Here is a 17,413-nt window from a genome sequence, read left to right as displayed (position 1 = left end):
GTTACCCTTCTTAATTCCTTCTTAATTAATTTTGAAGGGTAAATTTTTTAGCATAATGCATAAACAGGTCATATTGTTGACCTGTTTATTATTCATTGTTGTAGAGGTTAACATTCAACAGTAGATTTTAAATGTAAATGCCTGAACCCTAGTCAATATTTACGATACTAATGGCCTATTCCTTAACAGGAATACCTTCGAGTAGCTTTATGATCGTGGGGTTGTTGTTTATATAGGCTAAATTAATGAGGTATTTTTTTTCAAGATCTTGCATGGATTGATTTGCTAGTAAGTTTTTTATTAATAATGCTTCGCCATTTCCTATTGCAGTTTTCAAAGCAGAGAAGTTCACGGTAGCGTGTTTATTTTGATTGGTATGATGAGATCCCATGATAAAACTCCGTTAATTATTCGTTATGATAGTCACCGCTACTCCTAGCATCTAACGATGCAAATTAGGAGCACCAGTAAAGCAGTTTTTTATATAGACTTATTCGTATTGATGCTATTTAACATATCGATGTAGCGTTTACTTTTCGATGATATTTTTTGGGGGGTTGGCATTGTGTAAATATTTAAATAAGTCACTGTTAGTCGACAGTACTAATGTCGTATCTTCGCCAATAGCAAGCTCATAGGCTTGCAAGGTTCGTGTAAAAGCATAAAATTCAATAGATTCTTGACTTTGGCTATGTGCTGTAGAATAAATTCCAGCGGCTTTAGCATCGGCTTTACCGCGAATTTCTACAACTTGACGATAAGCTTCTGATTGAATTTTATTTAAATCACGTTCGCGGTTGCCTAATATCCTAGCTGCTTCACCTTTGCCTTCAGATAGAAACCTTTCGGCAATTTGGCGACGTTCACTGATCATGCGCTCATAAATTTTAGGTCGTACACTTTCATTATAATTAATGCGCTTAAAACGAATATCTAATAGTTCAATACCAAACACCTTAACCTTTTCTGCCGCGGCGTTAAATATGTCTTGTTCGACAAGTTTCCTACCTTTATGGATAGGTACTAAACTGCCCATATCTAATGCTTTTTCTGCATCAGTTAACAATGGGTCACGCAGAGGTTGGCGGCCTTTCGTGGTCCGAATAATTTCAATTAGCTTATGTGTTGCTACCGCATTTCGTGTCTCACTACCAAAAATATCATCTAATCTCGATTGCGCACTGCGTTCATCACCCAGACGTAAAAAATACGGCAATGGGTCGGTTATCTGCCAGCGTGCATATAAGCTAACAGAAATATATAACTTGTCCTTTGTCGGCATATCTGAAGGTGTACCTTCCCATTCCAACACACGTTTATCAATCGAATTAACCTGCTGAATATAAGGTAATTTAAACTTAATACCAGCATCAACAACCGGCTCCCCCACGGGACGACCAAATTGCGTAATAATGACTTGTTCGACTTCATTTACGGTATAAAAGGCGCCATAAAGTAAGGTAATAATAACGAATAGCAAAATACTCGTGAATAAGCTTAAATAACGTTTCATGGTTTTCTCCCTTCAATAGATGTTAAATCAAGCAAAGGTAAGACATCTATTGTGCCACTATCGATGATAATTTTATTGCTTATGGATGGCATTACTTTTTGCATGGTCTCCACGTAAATGCGCCTGCGCGTGACCTCTGGCGCCAATTTAAATTGGTCATATAGTGCATTAAAACGTAATACATCACCTTCTGCTTCATTAATTCGTTTTATTCTATAGCCATCTGCTTCGCGAATACGTTGATCTCGCTCGCCTTCTGCCAATGGGATAATACGATTGTAATCTCGGCGCGCTTCATTAATCAGCTTTTCCTTTTCTTGTTGAGCCTGATTTACCTCATTAAATGACGCTTGAACGGGCTTTGGCGGATTAATATTCTTTAATTGAACTTGGTCGATACTAATGCCCATTACATATTTAGTTGCCAAAGCCTGCATTTTTTTAAGTGCTTCAACTTCAATTTCTTGGCGGCCAATAGTGATCACTTCGTCAACAGTTCTATCACCTACCACTTCACGCATCACTGATTCAGAAACATAGCGTAACGTACCTGCTGGATCACGTACTTCAAATAAGTAATTTTTGGGATCAGCAATTCGATACTGAATAACCCATTCCACCAGTGCAGTGTTCAAATCCCCCGTCACCATTTGCGTTTCACCCACTTGATTACTTGCTACGGCTAAGTCACGCTCACGAGCACTACGGCCTATATTGTTTAAAGAATCATTGAACGAGTTGTTTATGGAGATATTTTGGTCAGGGTCTTTAGCACCAGGCGTTGAAAAGCCAAACTCTTGCTTCAACTGCCGCTTTGTTGGCACTATGTTCACTTGCTCTATACCTAAAGGTAATTTGAAATGTAAACCCGCGGGGAAAATAGCTTCAAACTTACCAAATCTCAGTACAACGGCTACAGAATCGCTAGGAACTGTGTATACCGCGGTATAAATACCACCAGTGAGCAATATAACTGCAAGGATAATCCATCCAGGTTTTTTGCCACTACTCGTTGGCAGTAATTCTTGATACTTTTGAAAAAATTTACCGACTACTTTGCTTAGATCAGGTAGCTCTGATTTGGGCTTTTTAGCGTTGTTATTATCTGGCGTCATAGGCTCCTCTCTTTATTAACTAACCTTCGAAAAATAGGTTTTAACTTTATAATTAATGACTGCCCCATCCTATCAAACTGTAAAATATAACTTTAATTAAATAAATCGTATTATATTATTTGTTTTTGGATAGACACACTTTGTAATTTCCTAGTCAGGATCATCAGAAAATTCTACGATAAATAATATTAGTTTTCTGTTCGATACCACACGTAGTCGTCATAAATCATTTCAGTTAATACAGCCGGTGATAGATAGAACATCATCACAAATCATAAATCATTTCAGTTAATACAGCCGGTGATAGATAGAACATCATCACAAATATTGAATTTTGATTGAAGTTGAGTGTCGAAATAACGTTTTCACAGCTTGGATTTATTAGATAACTTTCCATTGAATCTGAAAAAATTAAAATGGTGATTTTTTTATTTTTTATAAGTGCTTACGTTAACCCTTGATGTGGCCAGTAGTAGATAATTACTGACGCACTTGTGCAGGTAAGGTCTCTATTTAAAAGGAGGGCTAAAGCGGTGGGACAGTAATTTCTGTTTGACGAATCTCAACCAGCGGACAAACACTGGCTACTTTATCATGATATACCTCAATCTGGTGATCAGCTGGAACATCCAACATCATCAGCACTTCGCCATTACTAATTGCAGTTTCGCATGCAACCTTCTCCTGATCACTTAAACCAGCGCCTACCATACCTGAGACCCAAGCACCAAAACTCGCACCCGCAACGGTAAAACCTAAAATAGCGGCACCACCAAGGGCTAAACCCGTAGCCGGAAGGGTTATAACCGCCAGACCTGCCAATAATCCAGTAGTTCCACCAGCAATAACACCCCGTTTGATCGCTGGGTACAAGTCTGAATCATCCAATACATCCGCTTTGGGGAGTTCGCTTAAATCGATTTTATCGTTTGCTATTAGATGCATTTGACTGTCGTTAATGCCATCAGCACGAAACAAGTTTACCAATTCACATGTAACCTTAACATCGGGGGCTAGAAAATAAATACGTTTCATTTGTTGCTCCTGTGTGCAGCCACACTGGCTAAAAACCTTATAATGTTAACAGGCAATGAACTGCAGTATTTGATTAAAACAAGAAGGGAAAATTTTAATAATTCCCCTATCGATAAAGTGCATGTTTATCCATAAGTCATCATAAATTGATATCCACAAAGCGTCTGTGCGTTGCCACACATTATTTAATGAAGTGATCTAAAGTCATAAATTGCATTGCTTAACCTATGATAAACAACGTCAAAATTTACCCTCTGCTTATCAATGAGATCTTAACTAACGACAAGCTGATTGATCTGTATCAACCTTGATTCAGATAAACTAGCGCTCTTTATCAACAGTAACTAGACTAAAAATCAATCGATTAGTAGAAGCTACTACCTCTACCTTTGCTTAGGTATCTGTTTAATTTATTCTGCTATTTAATGAATGACCCTTGATATGATTAGAAATTTTTATTTCATTTGTCATTATTAATGGGCAAGAATTGATTCTCTATTATCTTCATATAGCGCAGAGTGTTAACTAGCTGGCTAATAATTCAACCTAAAAATGATTAAGGAATAATAATGAAATACTTTCTATTGAGTTTACTTGTCGTTATGTCATTAACACTGTTCAGTTGTGATAACGGAATTGACTCACCAAGAGGATTTAGTCTACCTACAGGGAATATTGAAGCAGGTAAAATAGCTTTCTTAAAATATCAATGTTTAGCCTGCCACACACTCGATGGTGTTAAGGATGATAGTATTGCAAAGCAGCAAACCCTTTCAATTTCCCTGGGTGGTAAAAAAACTAAAATAGTCACTTATGCTGAATTGGTTACCTCTATTATTAATCCATCCCATAAATTTTCAAATTTACATTCACCACAGTTTAGAACACCTCAGGGTGAATCAAAGATGAAAGTCTTTAATGATGTAATGACTGTGACTGAACTTATTGATTTAGTATCCTTTTTACAACCTAACTATTCATTAAAACCTTATCAACAAACCAGATATCAATATTATCCACATTAAAAGGTATGGGAGTTAACATGAACATTAAACTTTTTGGAGCCACTAGAGAAGTCACTGGCTCTTGCTATTTGGTACAGGGTAATAACAAAAATATACTGATTGAATGTGGTATGTTTCAAGGTTCTCATCACCATGAAAAACACAACCATGACCTCTTCCCTTTTGATGTTAGTGAGTTAGATGCTGTGGTGATCACTCATGCACACCTTGATCACTCGGGTCGATTACCCATGTTAATCGACTCCGGCTATATACACGAAAAAGAAGCGATGGATATACTAGATAAAGAATTAAAACACCTGCATCAGCCTAATGTAACCCAAGCAAGTTATAAGTAAAATATTATAATCTAAGAGGGGGTGGCAATTTGCATGGTCATTGACCAAGACATTATTATAAGGAAGGGAATTGGTTAATTGGTTTGTCGACGATACTGATAAAACTAGGGTCAAACAAAACAGCGTTTGTCTTTGCCTAGTCGCAGATAAAAAATTTTAGCTTAGGGCTTTTTTATGGCTACCATCACACATCGGCTGAGATGCCGTTTGTTTACAGCCACAAAAAAATACTTTTTTTGACTCTGTTGCGGTATATCTTACTGGTGAGAATTCTGAGCCTTTATGAGAGCCATCACAAAAGGGTTGTTTTTGGCTTTCCCCACAAGAACACCAAGAATATTTTTTACCTTCTTCAACGTCGACTGCAAAAGGTGTGTCAGATGCTCGTACTGGTGTAGACATAGTAATCTCCATTAATTGATATATAGCGCCCGATAAATAGGCAAGTAACTGATATTTAAAGTAAGCGATAAAGCCATAAAAGCCAACTGTTATTTATCCCAGTTGAACTTTAATTATCTGTTGAGTAAAAAAATCATAAGAAAACTGCACTAAAGTCCAAGGTCAATAAAGGGATTTTAAAATTTTATCCTCTGACATTTGAAGAATAACTATGCCAAGTGAAGTAACAATAATAAAGTTAACCCAAAAGACTAAAGCCATTAAAAACAAGGCTGCTTAAGGAATAGCGTTCAATGAAAAGGTGGATTAAAAAAACCTGCGCTGTTTAATAAGAGAGACGTTAAGCAAATAATTCAATTAAAAATACTAATTTTGACGCTTTAGATACCAACAGCTTGTTTAACTTTTTCTTTGTAACTTCGACTCACTTTTAATTCTTTGCCATTACTCATCACTAAGTAATATTCGCCATTAAGTTGGCTACAAAACTTATCAACATAATTTTTATTAACTATGGTTGAGCGATGACTGCGTACAAATTGCTTTGGGTCTAATATTTCTTCAAGCTGCTTCATGGTTTTACGTAATATATGTGTAGCGCTATGGGTATGAACACACATATAGTCTCCCGCAGCGTCAATCCATAAAATGTCTTTAACTGGGACTCTACTCACTTCTCCTGCATCTTTTATAGCCAAGATATCAGAGTAAGAAGATAAACTTACCGGTTGATTATTTGCGAGCTCAGCTAAAATTTTATCACAATCATTACCGGTAACATCACTAACTAGCTGAATAAGTTTAGATTTATGAGCAGCATTTTCTGAGCTGATCAGGCTCTGCCTAACCTTGTCCATAGATTCGGCTAAGCGAGTTTCATCAGCAGGCTTTAACAGGTAGTCTTGTGCGTGAACTTCAAAGGCTTGTAAGGCATATTGATCAAAGGCGGTGACAAAAATAACAATGGGTAGCTTTAATCCTCTTTCAATAATAGCTTGCACGACTTCAAAACCATTGAGGCCTGGCATTTGAATATCAAGAAACATTAAATCAGGTTCATAGGCTCGCACGGCTTCAAGTGCTTCACGACCATTATGGCATTGCGCAATAATATCAACGTCTTTATGATCCGCTAATCTTACGGCAAGGCCTTTCCTTGCTAAAGGTTCATCATCAACTATGATTGTTGACAGAAGCTTTGTCATGTATTTATCTCTAGTTCATAGGGCATTCTAATGCTCACTTTAACACCTTTTGGCGTATTATTGGCAACAACTAAAGAAAAATCACTACCGTACAATGCGGCTAATCTTTCTCGGCTATTTGCGAGGCCAACACCATTCTCACGATAAAGATTACCATTTTTAATTTCAGCGCCAGGACCATCATCGGCAAGTTCTAATAATAAGTCATTGGCAAAGCGGGTCACCGTAACTTTAATGGTACCGCCACTCTCTTGAGAAGCAATAGCATACTTAATAGAGTTTTCAGCAATAGGTTGTAATATCATACTGGGTACTAAGGCATTTTTACAATCATCCGCTGCGATAAACTCTACACATAATCGGTCTTCAAATCTAACTTTTTCTATATCTAGGTAAAGTTTTAGTGCATGCAACTCACTATTTAAGGTGACTTTTTTCATCGGATCTTTATCAAGAGAATAACGAAGAAACTCACTTAATTTAGTCACCATACCATTGGCTATTTTATTTTCATTAACCAAAATAAGGGTAGAGATTGCATTAAGAGTATTAAACAAAAAATGAGGGTTGAGCTGATAACGCAGCATTTTAAGCTGAGCCTGGTGAGCGACGCTGTTAGCCTCTAAAACATTTTGTTTTTCTTTTTGCAGCATTTGATAATATTTTGTACCAAAGTATAAACCACTCCAGCTCAAAATAATAAAAAATGAATAAACACTGTTAGTGGTGTAGTACAGCCAAAAATCAGGGCGATAACCGTGCTTGTATATTTCCCAATGGTTAATGTTTTTAACAACTTGCCAAAGAACGCCAACCAAATAAGAGGCGACTATGACCACAACGGCTATTTTTGCCGGACTAAAATTCCAAACTCTACGATATAGGTAGCGCAAAGGCACAGTGAACAGCCAACCCGCATAAGCATTGAGAAAAATTATCACGACAAAAATATCACGAGGATCATGTAATAATGATCCTAAATAATGCACTAAAGCAAATCCAAACCAACTTGTGCTATGCACTAACCAAAAAAGTCGGTTCTTATTTTCTAATAATTCTTTCCAATTCACGCAGTATAACCAATAAAAAATCTTATAATAATTATGAAGTAGCTTTGCCATTCACGCATTACCGTTGACCGTAGCATTTCAGCGACTCAACTCATTTGTATTCAATATAAATACAAAGCTTTAAAGCGCTATCATTTTACCTAAACGTTGCCCACCGACTAAGTGCATATGGATGTGATAAACCTCTTGGCCGCCATGATCATTACAATTAATAATAAGGCGGTAGCCATTTTCAGCAATGCCCTCTTCTTTGGCTATTTTTTTAGCGACAGTGATCATGCGCCCTAGAGTGAGCTCGTCATCGTCAGTGACATCATTAACCGTCGGAATTAATTTATTCGGAATAATAAGAACATGGGTACTCGCTTGTGGTGTTATGTCTCTAAATGCTGTTACGAGTTCATCTTGATAGAGTAAAGGTGTTGGTATTTCTTGTCTGATTATTTTTGAAAAAATAGTTTCTTCTGCCATGATATGCTCCGTTGTGTCTGTTAGTTTACTTCTGGTGTCCACTTATTATAGTGTATCGCGTTATCAACTGAACGTCTCGGCAACCACCCTGCACTTTCTAATTCAGGTTTGTCTTTGAAATGTGTGACATAACCAACGCATAAATAAGCAATGATTTCAATTTTTGTGGGAATATTCAAAGCATCTCGAAGCTTGTCATCTTCGATAATACTTACCCAGCCAACGCCTAAATTTTCTGCTCTTGCGGCAAGCCATAAGTTTTGTACAGCGCAAACCGCACTGTATAAATCCATTTCAGCTTTGATCGTTTTTCCTAAGACAACTGGGCCATTTCTTTCTCTATCACATGTGACACATATTCCTATCGGCGCTTCTAATATCCCTTCAAGTTTTAACTTTTGATAGCTTTGTTGTTTATCATCTGTAAACATTTTTTCAGAGACCGAATTTGCTTGCTCAAATCCATGCTTAATTTTTTGTTTTGTTTCTTTATCATTAATAACAATAAAGTCCCACGGCTGCATGAAACCAACACTGGGAGCATGATGAGCGGCGGTTAATACTCGCTTTAAAACATCTTCTGGGATGGGTTTGTTAATAAAATCGCTTCTAACATCTCGACGTGAAAAGATAGTTTTATAAACCGCGTCTCTTTCTTTTTCAGAAATATGCATTTGAATAATTTTTGCTTGAGGTAAATGAAATAAATAACAATGTCGCATAAAAAAGGTCTAGGTTAAAAATTAACCTAGACCTAATCATATATTTAAAAACTCATCGTTAGCTTTTTTTCAACACTCGTCGAGTGAAGCCAAAGGTTAATAGAGCGAATAAACTGATAAAGCCTAAACCAGCGCCTTCTCTTTCTATTTTTTTCTCTACCGCTGAACAGTCATCTATCTCACCCGCTAACGGTCTCAATGTGACAGCACGAACAACATCTTCTAAAAGCTGCTCGCCAGTATCTAAATCAAACATCAATTCACCTTTTGCGTCACGGCGAGGTGCTTTAACAAGTGCTGAAGCAGATATTTCATTTTTATCGTTAATGTCTCGCGCTTCGATAATTGTGTACTGTGAGTCACAAGTTAAAAAGTCATTGAGATCGGTAAAGGTCTTACTGGCAATCTCATACATAAAAGCATGTCTACGACGAGGAGACTGCTGATCGTTATGTGTTTCAACTTCACCTTCACCAACAATAATACCATTTTCGTTAATAGCACGTGCAGTACTTGATGAGCCCTTGAAAAAGTCATCAGGCATTATCATTTGCATACCACTATCAAAATCATTGGTATCTACATGAAAGAATTTTGTACGCGTATTACCATTTACCACCGTTTTAGTATGACCGATAGCAATACCAGCATTATTAATACCGTAAGTACGAGAATCAAAAAACTTACTATGATCATCAGTGAAGTCTTTCACTTGACCATTTTTATAAACTACCGCATATAAATTTCGACGTTCACTTCTGCTTGGTTCGGTTTCGTTCTCATCCACCCAACCATGAGCAAAACCAACAGCAACACCATCATTATTAATAGCCTGTGCGTAGTTAAGAAATTCTCTTGTATCATCAACATTTGGTGTAACTAAATGCCCTAAAGTCTCAGTCTTTGTCACCCCTTCTAAACTTAGCGTCCATTTTATTGCTTCAGTGTTATACATACTCGACACTGCATTTTGAATACAAATTTCGAACGGAGCATTTGCTAAAATAGCAGGGTCTGCACAGCCACCCGTTTCATCAAAAATAAAATCAAGCGCTTCTTGATCGATACTCGTACTGGCATAACCGACAGCAAATAAAGATTCACTCATGTCTAAAATAGCAGAATCACCGCCTAAGCGAAGATTCTCGGCAACATCGTCACCTTCAGTCGGTGGCTTTAATTCAATAATGGTATTGCCTGCATCAGGAGAATAAAAGGCTCTTGAGGTAAAATCACGAACCCAATAGACAACAGGGTTATTATCAGTGCCCGTAAATGGCAATGCAGTATATGGAGCTGAGCCGTTACCATAAATCCAGCCATCATTAGTAATACCGTTTACATAATCAACCGTTGAACGCGTCAATGTTGTGGTATCTGGGAAATATTGGTCAAATACAGCAAAGCTTTCAGTATCACCCGCTTTACCTGTTAAGTTACGCATAGCCAAGATATTACCAATTTTTTGATAAAACCTAGCTGAGCTACTGCTGTTTTGACTAGTCAAATACAGGACAGCCCAAGCTAAATCATTAGCGGTTGGATTACCTAACCTTAAGTCGTTTTCGTTTTCAATATCGACTAAGCCATCAACATCTTCATATTGTAAATTGGCAAATCTAACAATACTATCAAAATCATTAGTATCAAAGTACTGAAATTGAACGGGAAAATTATAAATATCTGAGCCAGAAATAGCCATTTGATTTTGGTTGTTTTCTTGCTGAGCATAACTATATTTAACTATATCAATGCCACCTTTATCGATAACTTCATATTTAGCTGCCTGTGCCATTGATAAACTTAACGCACTGCTAATTCCTAAAACTAATACAGATTTTACAAATTTGTTCATATACTACTTAACTCTCATTTCTTGTTATAATTCATCTAGCTCTTGCCATCTTGCGAAAGCGATTTCGAGTTTTGACTCACTTTCTTCAAGCTGGTTCAATATATTTTTTGTTTTATCACTATCTTGAGCAAAAAAGTTAGCGTCGTTGACTTGTTCTTGCAATGAATTTATTAATGCTTCAAGTTCATCGACCTGTCCAGGTAGCGCTTCTAATTCACGATTATCTTTGAACGATAATTTTTTTTTAGTAGGCACATTAACTGCAGATTTACTCTCACTCACTGAATTAACAGGGGCTTTTATACCTTCAGCTAACTGCTTACGCTGTTCAGCTTTGTATGCTAAATAACTATCAACATCATCATAACCGCCAACAATATTTGTTATTTCACCACTACCATCAAAGTAAAGACAACTATTTACACAATTATTAACAAAATCGCGATCATGGCTTACTAAAATAACGGTTCCTGCATAATTTGCAACGACTTCTTCTAATAATTCTAAAGTTTCTATATCTAGATCGTTAGTTGGCTCATCAAGAATAAGTAAGTTGCTGGGTCTTAAAAATAGACGTGCTAATAACAAGCGATTTTTTTCACCACCTGAAAGCGCACGTACAGGAGTTCTAGCACGTTTAGGACTGAATAAGAAATCTTGCAAATATCCCAATACATGGCGTGTTACCCCATTAACAGTGACTTCTTGCTTACCTTCGGCAACGGTGTCCTGAACGGTCATACTCAAGTCTAAAGCATCGCGATGTTGATCAAAATAAGCCACATCTAAATTAACACCAACACGCATCTTTCCTGAGGTGGGTTGTTGTTGTTCCATGATTAATTTGATTAACGTTGACTTACCCGTGCCGTTGGCACCAATAAGGGCTAAACGGTCGCCACGCGTTATAAGTAAATCTAAACCATTAAAAATGGTTTTATCACCAAACGCCATATGCAAGTTTTCACACTCAAAGACTAACTTACCTGAGCGATCTCCGGTTGATATATTAATATCGCCCTGCTTCTTAACTTCACGTCTTTCTTGGCGTTCGACTCGTAACTTTTCAAGTGAACGAACTCTGCCTTCGTTACGAGTTCTGCGAGCCTTAACCCCTTGTCTTATCCATACTTCTTCTTCAGCTAGACGCTTATCAAAAAGCGCATTTTGTGTGGACTCAACTTCTAAGTCGTGAGCTTTTTGTTCGATATAAAGATCATAGTTACCAGGATAGCTAACAAGCTGACCACGGTCTAAGTCTAAAATACGGGTCGCTAAACCACGAATAAATGCTCTATCATGACTAATAAATATGATAGTGCCTTTAAAGTCTTTTAGAAATTGCTCTAACCACAACACACTACTAATATCTAAATGGTTAGTAGGCTCATCAAGTAATAGCACGTCAGGCTCGCTGACTAATGCTTTCGCTAATGCCAGTTTACGTAACCAACCACCAGAGAGATCGCAAATCATTTTGTCTGCTTCTAGCGCTAGCGTGGTTAATACTTTATCGATACGTTGTTCATCTTGCCAAGCATTGGCTTGGTCAAGTTGTTGTTGAACGTTTGATAATTTATTAAGATTCTTCTCTGAAGGGTCTTCACCAATAATATGAATTATATGGTGATATTGCTTAATCAATTCTGCATTTTCAGCAACACCTTGAGCAACATAATCAAAAACGCTCATTTCAGATGACTCAGGTGGATCTTGCTCTAACATCGCTAACTTAATGTTGCTCGACATCAAGATCTGACCATCGTCTAGGTTCTGTTTACCCATCAACACTTTCATTAATGAAGACTTACCTGCGCCATTTTTACCAACTAAACAGACGCGTTCGCCCGTTTTTACCGTTAAGTCTGTCTTATCTAAAATACTGTCTTCACCGAAGGCTAATTCGCCTTGAGCTATTCGGATTAATTCCATGGTTTATATCAACTCTACTACTTGTGATTGTTCGAAAGGCCAGAATAATAATGTGTTATCACTCAAGCGCTCTAATACGGGAATATGAACACCGTATAAATTTACTAAATTATTTTCACTACTGGTGTCATCATCAATAATATCAACCACCTTAATTTGGTGATCGGGTATTATATCAACAATTAACTCTGCAGCTTGCTCACAAAGGTGGCAACCGGCACTACTATATAAGTGAAATAAAACACTCATTAAGCCGTAACTTTTTTACGGGTAATTAACCAACTGTTATGGATGTGCTTATTACGCTGAAAATCTTTATCGCGGGTTAACTCTGAAATTGACTTCACCTCAAAATTTAAAGCAGCAACAGCATCAAAGTCCATTTTGAAGTTTCGTTTATTATTCGTGAAAATAAGCTCACCGTTTTCAGCAACACACTTCATTGCATCAGTAATTAACGCCACGTGATCGCTTTGCACATCAAAGCTGTCTTCCATACGCTTAGAATTTGAGAACGTTGGCGGATCAACGAAAACAACATCGTAAGTGCCCCTATGTTCTTTTAACCAAGTTAAACAATCGGCTTGTACAAATTGATATTTATGACCTGACAATTTATTCAAGGCAAAGTTTTCTTGTGCCCAGTTCAAGTAAGTATTCGACATATCAACAGTAGTAATACTTGTTGCGCCATGCAGTGCGGCTTGCAATGAAACAGAACCGGTATACGCAAATAAATTAAGTAATGATTTGTTTTTAGCTTTCTGTGCAACAATTTGCCTGGTTTTACGGTGATCTAAAAATAAGCCTGTATCAAGGTAGTCCCATAAATTAATTTTTAATTTTGCACCATGTTCGTTGATAATCATCGACTGTTTACTTTGATCAACACGTTGATATTGGTCACTGCCCTTTTGCTTGGCACGGGTTTTTAATATCACCTTATCGGTAGGAACACCGAGTACCTTAGGAGCAAAATAGATAACTTCTTGCAAACGTTTTGCTACTTTACTTTCTTCGATAATTTTAGGTGCTGAATACTCTTGAATAACCAAATACTCACCATAAACATCAACCGCGACATTATATTCTGGAATATCTGCATCGTATAAACGATAACATTCAATATTTTCTTTTTTCAGCCAGCTTTTTAAATTTTTCTTATTTTTTAATAAGCGATTACCAAAATCCGAATCTTTATCTTCGAATTCTGCATCATTGTTTTGCCCTGAAGCTTGTTTTTCATCGACGTTATAAAGAGCAAGTTGACAATCTAATGGACCATTCTTAAATTTATAGCGTTTGTGGCTTGCTAGCTTCATCATCGAAAGCAATTCAACATTCGCTGTTAAAATAGCAATACGCCAGTCCACAAATTGTGCTTTTAGTTTTCGACCTAATAAAACAAAATTTTCAACAAGTTCTGGTAATTCACCAATACGCTCCCCATAAGGAGGGTTAAGTAAAAAAGTACCATTGTGGCCAAAACCATTATTTAAATTATTGATATCTTTACATGAAAATTCAATAAACTTTTGTACACCGGCATTACGAGCATTTACTTGTGCGGTATTTATTACTCGGCTATCAATATCAATACCAAAAACTTTCGCTTTTAATTCTTCAAGACCAAGATGTGATTTTTGTTTAGCTTGAGTTAATTGTGCTTGCCACGGGTATAATTGATGACCAAGCCAACAATCAAATCCCCATTTTACTCTGTCTATACCCGGCGCGTAACCTGCGGCCATCATTATAGCTTCAATTAAAATCGTGCCAGAACCACACATAGGATCAACAAGCGGTTTAGTGGTATCATCTAACCAGCCTGAACGAGTAATAATAGCCGCCGCTAGATGCTCTTTTAATGGCGCAGCACCCGAGTGCTCGCGATAGCCACGCTTAAATAAACTACGACCAGAGAAATCAAGATAGATAACAACCTTTTCTCTTAACAAACGCGCTTGAAAACTGATGTCTGGCGTACTTTTGTCAACAGAAGGTCTATCCATACCTTGATCACGAAAATGATCAACTAGCGCATCTTTAATAGTAAGCGCACCAAACTGGGTATTTCTGATTTCATCACTTGACCCGACAAAGTCGATAGCAAAGGTATGGTTACTCGAAAATTGTTCAGACCAATTAACACTTTGCGCGGTTGCAAAAAGTTTATCTTTATTTTCAGCATCACCTTCAGCAAGTTTTAATAAAATTCGCGTTGATAAGCGACAATAGAGACAGATTTTATAGGCCTCTTCAATTGTTGCCGTAAAATATACGCCTTCAGGCTTTTGCACGACTTGTGATGCTTTTAAATCTTTTAGCTCTTGAGCTAATAAAATTTCTATACCAGGAGATGTTAATGCTAAAAATTGCTGCATGAGTGTTTTCCAGACCGATTTATGCCCGCAATTATAAACAAAGACGCTAACTACTTATATAGAGACGTGCATAAAACACCAATATTCACTGATATATATTTTAAAATATTTTTAATAACCGTATTAACAGACCTTGAAGGTCACAAAACCACCATTTAGACTACAATTAGGGCAATTAACTGCCTTTTTTTAATAGATGTAAAAATGTTAAAGAAACGCCTTGCAATGTGATGTAACTATCCTTAAGATACGCATCGCTTTCAAGGGCTGAGGCTTTTGAAATGCATTCGTTAATAACAAGAATTAAAACAGTTATGGCTTGTTTATGTGTAACCTTTGATGGGAATACTTAAACCATTCGGACGCGGGATGGAGCAGTCTGGTAGCTCGTCGGGCTCATAACCCGAAGGTCGTCAGTTCAAATCTGGCTCCCGCAACCAACTTACGCTTAAGTATAAAAAGCAAATTCTTAAGTTTGAATTAAAACAACTTGGCTTTCCTAAGAAGGTATTAGGACATTCGGACGCGGGATGGAGCAGTCTGGTAGCTCGTCGGGCTCATAACCCGAAGGTCGTCAGTTCAAATCTGGCTCCCGCAACCAACTTAGGATATAAGTATAAAATCAGGTCGTCAGTTCCCTTTCAATTAGATATGGGCTCCGATAACCAACTTTAACTCAAGTATAAATAGTGTCTGTACTGAAAGTCGTCACTTCCTTATTTAAAAACATTCTCCGATACAAAATCCATATTTCATTGTTAAATAACATTTAGTCACTCTATAACTAAAATATTTTCTAATACATATTTATTTAGTACAAAAAAATCATCATATTAAATTTAACATTATTTGCTGTCTATCCTGTTAAAATTTAATAATATTCTTCATTACTCGCTTTAATTAGAAATAACCGCTAATAAGCTAACGTCTGGGATAAGTAACGAGCTCACCATACACATGAAGTGTACTCATCTTATTAAGCTTTCTTAGAAAATAAATTTTTACTGTTAACACAAACACCGTTTTCTTTAAGAGGTGACAAAGAAACTGATGGATCCCATATCCGCTGCCAAACACCTCCAAGCAGACTAAAATCAGGCCTAGCACTTACCTTTTCAGTATGACTCTTAACAATCCCAATACTCGTTTGCTCGCCAACAATAAAATTAAACACATAACTACACTCCACACCCATGCGTAAATCGGATAAAACAATATACTGCTCTGCTTGTTTTACTGAATAAAAGCCTTTCGTGAACCATTGTAGTCGTTGCACATCCCATTCATCTTTAATATTAGTAAGCAGAGAGTCTGACGATTGATATGCTTCTAGACTTACCTCAGATACTGAGTCAAACACAGAGACATAGCCCTCGTAATATTGACCATCAGACATAACCAATACCCGCCAAAGTAGCGTAGAAAAAGGCGCAGGTGTACTCAAATAATGATGTGTTTTTATCTGTCGATCGTTTAACGCTGTTGTGACTTTATCGTCTATGTAAAGCTTTGCCATCAAAGACCAACAGATATAAAGTGTGCTTATCGCCAATGCAAAATTATTGATTTTTAAAGCACTTGCCGGTTTAACTCTGGGCAGAAAAATAACAATAAACGCAAACAATAGCGGTAAGGTATACATGGGGTCAATGATAAACAAATTAGAGACCGCAAACGGATATTCAGTAATAGGCCACAGCAATTGCGTACCGTAAACAGTGAAGCTGTCCAAAATCCCATGAGTAGACAAGCACAAAAATACCAACACAAACCAGTGTTTCTTATAAATGGCTGTAGCTTGATGACATTTGGTTATTAACCAGGCAATTAAAGGGCTAATGAGCAAATGTACTAATAACGAGTGGCTAAATCCTCGATGGTAGGTAAAAGCTTCAACATCACCGCTATAGGGTAAGAATACATCTAAGTCAGGCAATGTTCCTAAAACGGCACCATAAATAGCTGCTTTAGGACCAACTTTATTACCTAATACCGCATAGCCTACCGCGCCGCCCAAGACAGCTTGTGTTAATGAATCCATAATGACCTTGCCGATTTAACAATTATTATTCTAATACGCCTTTATCTACAATTCTAGATCAATTGAGACAGCAAATTTTCTTAGGTTTTTCATACTGTTTAAATTGTTAATAAACTATATTCATTCAGTTTACTGACAATTTTAACAAGAAGCTTGTTGTTCATAGAGCGTGACATGACATAAACTTTCTATGGCATTTAACTCATATAATATACTCATGACATAGATAGAATAACTAAGGTAATGATTAACATCTTGTTCGACGATCAAAGTTTCATTATTCCAAGATAAAAAAACCGCAATTA

General features: G+C 37.0%; 16 protein-coding genes and 2 tRNA genes. 4 read left to right on the top strand and 14 right to left on the bottom strand.

Going from position 1 to position 17,413, the window contains the following annotated elements; all coding sequences use genetic code 11:
* Window positions 1-175 precede the first annotated feature (175 nt).
* The 4 genes from H4J75_RS08885 to H4J75_RS08870 form a co-directional block, all read right to left on the bottom strand.
* A complete protein-coding gene (locus H4J75_RS08885; protein ID WP_182221911.1) occupies window positions 176-391 on the bottom strand; it encodes a hypothetical protein in 216 nt (71 codons plus the stop codon).
* A 138-nt stretch (window positions 392-529) separates the two neighbouring features.
* A complete protein-coding gene (gene hflC, locus H4J75_RS08880; RefSeq protein ID WP_070373525.1) occupies window positions 530-1,513 on the bottom strand; it encodes a protease modulator HflC in 984 nt (327 codons plus the stop codon).
* A complete protein-coding gene (gene hflK, locus H4J75_RS08875; protein ID WP_182215250.1) occupies window positions 1,510-2,628 on the bottom strand; it encodes an FtsH protease activity modulator HflK in 1,119 nt (372 codons plus the stop codon). Before hflK ends, hflC begins: the two co-directional genes overlap by 4 nt.
* A gap of 525 nt (window positions 2,629-3,153) precedes the next feature.
* Window positions 3,154-3,663, bottom strand: a complete 510-nt coding sequence (locus tag H4J75_RS08870) for a DUF1269 domain-containing protein (protein WP_182221910.1) — start codon at window positions 3,661-3,663, stop codon at window positions 3,154-3,156.
* Window positions 3,664-4,232: 569 nt separating this feature from the next.
* On the opposite strand from H4J75_RS08870, the gene H4J75_RS08865 reads away from it, so the two are divergent.
* Both H4J75_RS08865 and H4J75_RS08860 read left to right on the top strand, forming a co-directional pair.
* Window positions 4,233-4,688, top strand: coding sequence for a cytochrome C (locus tag H4J75_RS08865; RefSeq protein WP_182215253.1), 456 nt, complete (start codon window positions 4,233-4,235; stop codon window positions 4,686-4,688).
* A 17-nt stretch (window positions 4,689-4,705) separates the two neighbouring features.
* On the top strand, window positions 4,706-5,026 hold the full coding sequence (locus H4J75_RS08860) for an MBL fold metallo-hydrolase (RefSeq protein WP_182221909.1): 321 nt from the start codon (window positions 4,706-4,708) through the stop codon (window positions 5,024-5,026).
* 156 nt (window positions 5,027-5,182) lie between these two features.
* Here H4J75_RS08860 and H4J75_RS08855 read toward each other — a convergent pair whose 3' ends face one another.
* From H4J75_RS08855 to rlmKL, 9 genes are all read right to left on the bottom strand, one after another.
* Window positions 5,183-5,428 (bottom strand): CDGSH iron-sulfur domain-containing protein, encoded by a 246-nt coding sequence (locus H4J75_RS08855; RefSeq protein ID WP_070373520.1) that lies wholly within the window; start codon window positions 5,426-5,428, stop codon window positions 5,183-5,185.
* Between the two features lie 380 nt (window positions 5,429-5,808).
* Window positions 5,809-6,633 (bottom strand): LytTR family DNA-binding domain-containing protein, encoded by an 825-nt coding sequence (locus H4J75_RS08850; RefSeq protein WP_070373519.1) that lies wholly within the window; start codon window positions 6,631-6,633, stop codon window positions 5,809-5,811.
* Window positions 6,630-7,703: a sensor histidine kinase gene (locus H4J75_RS08845; protein ID WP_070376930.1), complete on the bottom strand. Its 1,074-nt coding sequence runs from the start codon at window positions 7,701-7,703 to the stop codon at window positions 6,630-6,632. Before H4J75_RS08845 ends, H4J75_RS08850 begins: the two co-directional genes overlap by 4 nt.
* Before the next feature lie 120 nt (window positions 7,704-7,823).
* Window positions 7,824-8,174 (bottom strand): purine nucleoside phosphoramidase, encoded by a 351-nt coding sequence (hinT, locus tag H4J75_RS08840; RefSeq protein ID WP_182215258.1) that lies wholly within the window; start codon window positions 8,172-8,174, stop codon window positions 7,824-7,826.
* A 20-nt stretch (window positions 8,175-8,194) separates the two neighbouring features.
* A complete protein-coding gene (gene bluB, locus H4J75_RS08835; RefSeq protein WP_182215260.1) occupies window positions 8,195-8,848 on the bottom strand; it encodes a 5,6-dimethylbenzimidazole synthase in 654 nt (217 codons plus the stop codon).
* 106 nt (window positions 8,849-8,954) lie between these two features.
* Entirely contained in the window at window positions 8,955-10,751 is a 1,797-nt protein-coding gene (locus tag H4J75_RS08830) for a DUF3466 family protein (protein WP_182221908.1), read from the bottom strand.
* A 24-nt stretch (window positions 10,752-10,775) separates the two neighbouring features.
* Complete coding sequence (locus tag H4J75_RS08825) at window positions 10,776-12,683, bottom strand: ABC transporter ATP-binding protein (protein WP_182215263.1); 1,908 nt, start codon at window positions 12,681-12,683, stop codon at window positions 10,776-10,778.
* A 3-nt stretch (window positions 12,684-12,686) separates the two neighbouring features.
* Entirely contained in the window at window positions 12,687-12,932 is a 246-nt protein-coding gene (locus tag H4J75_RS08820; RefSeq protein WP_182173404.1) for a glutaredoxin family protein, read from the bottom strand.
* Entirely contained in the window at window positions 12,932-15,067 is a 2,136-nt protein-coding gene (rlmKL, locus tag H4J75_RS08815) for a bifunctional 23S rRNA (guanine(2069)-N(7))-methyltransferase RlmK/23S rRNA (guanine(2445)-N(2))-methyltransferase RlmL (RefSeq protein ID WP_182221907.1), read from the bottom strand. The genes H4J75_RS08820 and rlmKL overlap by 1 nt, the downstream gene beginning before the upstream one ends.
* A gap of 363 nt (window positions 15,068-15,430) precedes the next feature.
* Here rlmKL and H4J75_RS08810 point away from each other — a divergent pair.
* Window positions 15,431-15,507, top strand: a tRNA-Met gene (locus tag H4J75_RS08810).
* An 84-nt stretch (window positions 15,508-15,591) separates the two neighbouring features.
* A tRNA-Met gene (locus H4J75_RS08805) sits at window positions 15,592-15,668 on the top strand.
* Between the two features lie 375 nt (window positions 15,669-16,043).
* On the opposite strand, the gene H4J75_RS08800 is transcribed toward H4J75_RS08805, so the two are convergent.
* Complete coding sequence (locus H4J75_RS08800) at window positions 16,044-17,108, bottom strand: metal-dependent hydrolase (RefSeq protein ID WP_182221906.1); 1,065 nt, start codon at window positions 17,106-17,108, stop codon at window positions 16,044-16,046.
* Between the last annotated feature and the right edge of the window lie 305 nt (window positions 17,109-17,413).

This window comes from Colwellia sp. BRX10-1 (assembly GCF_014077545.1).
Taxonomy (GTDB): Bacteria; Pseudomonadota; Gammaproteobacteria; order Enterobacterales; family Alteromonadaceae; genus Colwellia_A.
This window is presented reverse-complemented; position numbering and strand designations above follow the sequence as displayed.

What these genes read in the sequence shown, in the direction of transcription:
- H4J75_RS08885 (WP_182221911.1), bottom strand. Translation starts at nt 391, where the DNA reads ATGGGATCTCATCATACCAATCAAAATAAACACGCTACCGTGAACTTC.
- hflC (WP_070373525.1), bottom strand. Translation starts at nt 1,513, where the DNA reads ATGAAACGTTATTTAAGCTTATTCACGAGTATTTTGCTATTCGTTATT.
- hflK (WP_182215250.1), bottom strand. Translation starts at nt 2,628, where the DNA reads ATGACGCCAGATAATAACAACGCTAAAAAGCCCAAATCAGAGCTACCT.
- H4J75_RS08870 (WP_182221910.1), bottom strand. Translation starts at nt 3,663, where the DNA reads ATGAAACGTATTTATTTTCTAGCCCCCGATGTTAAGGTTACATGTGAA.
- H4J75_RS08865 (WP_182215253.1), top strand. Translation starts at nt 4,233, where the DNA reads ATGAAATACTTTCTATTGAGTTTACTTGTCGTTATGTCATTAACACTG.
- H4J75_RS08860 (WP_182221909.1), top strand. Translation starts at nt 4,706, where the DNA reads ATGAACATTAAACTTTTTGGAGCCACTAGAGAAGTCACTGGCTCTTGC.
- H4J75_RS08855 (WP_070373520.1), bottom strand. Translation starts at nt 5,428, where the DNA reads ATGTCTACACCAGTACGAGCATCTGACACACCTTTTGCAGTCGACGTT.
- H4J75_RS08850 (WP_070373519.1), bottom strand. Translation starts at nt 6,633, where the DNA reads ATGACAAAGCTTCTGTCAACAATCATAGTTGATGATGAACCTTTAGCA.
- hinT (WP_182215258.1), bottom strand. Translation starts at nt 8,174, where the DNA reads ATGGCAGAAGAAACTATTTTTTCAAAAATAATCAGACAAGAAATACCA.
- bluB (WP_182215260.1), bottom strand. Translation starts at nt 8,848, where the DNA reads ATGCATATTTCTGAAAAAGAAAGAGACGCGGTTTATAAAACTATCTTT.
- H4J75_RS08830 (WP_182221908.1), bottom strand. Translation starts at nt 10,751, where the DNA reads ATGAACAAATTTGTAAAATCTGTATTAGTTTTAGGAATTAGCAGTGCG.
- H4J75_RS08825 (WP_182215263.1), bottom strand. Translation starts at nt 12,683, where the DNA reads ATGGAATTAATCCGAATAGCTCAAGGCGAATTAGCCTTCGGTGAAGAC.
- H4J75_RS08820 (WP_182173404.1), bottom strand. Translation starts at nt 12,932, where the DNA reads ATGAGTGTTTTATTTCACTTATATAGTAGTGCCGGTTGCCACCTTTGT.
- rlmKL (WP_182221907.1), bottom strand. Translation starts at nt 15,067, where the DNA reads ATGCAGCAATTTTTAGCATTAACATCTCCTGGTATAGAAATTTTATTA.
- H4J75_RS08800 (WP_182221906.1), bottom strand. Translation starts at nt 17,108, where the DNA reads ATGGATTCATTAACACAAGCTGTCTTGGGCGGCGCGGTAGGCTATGCG.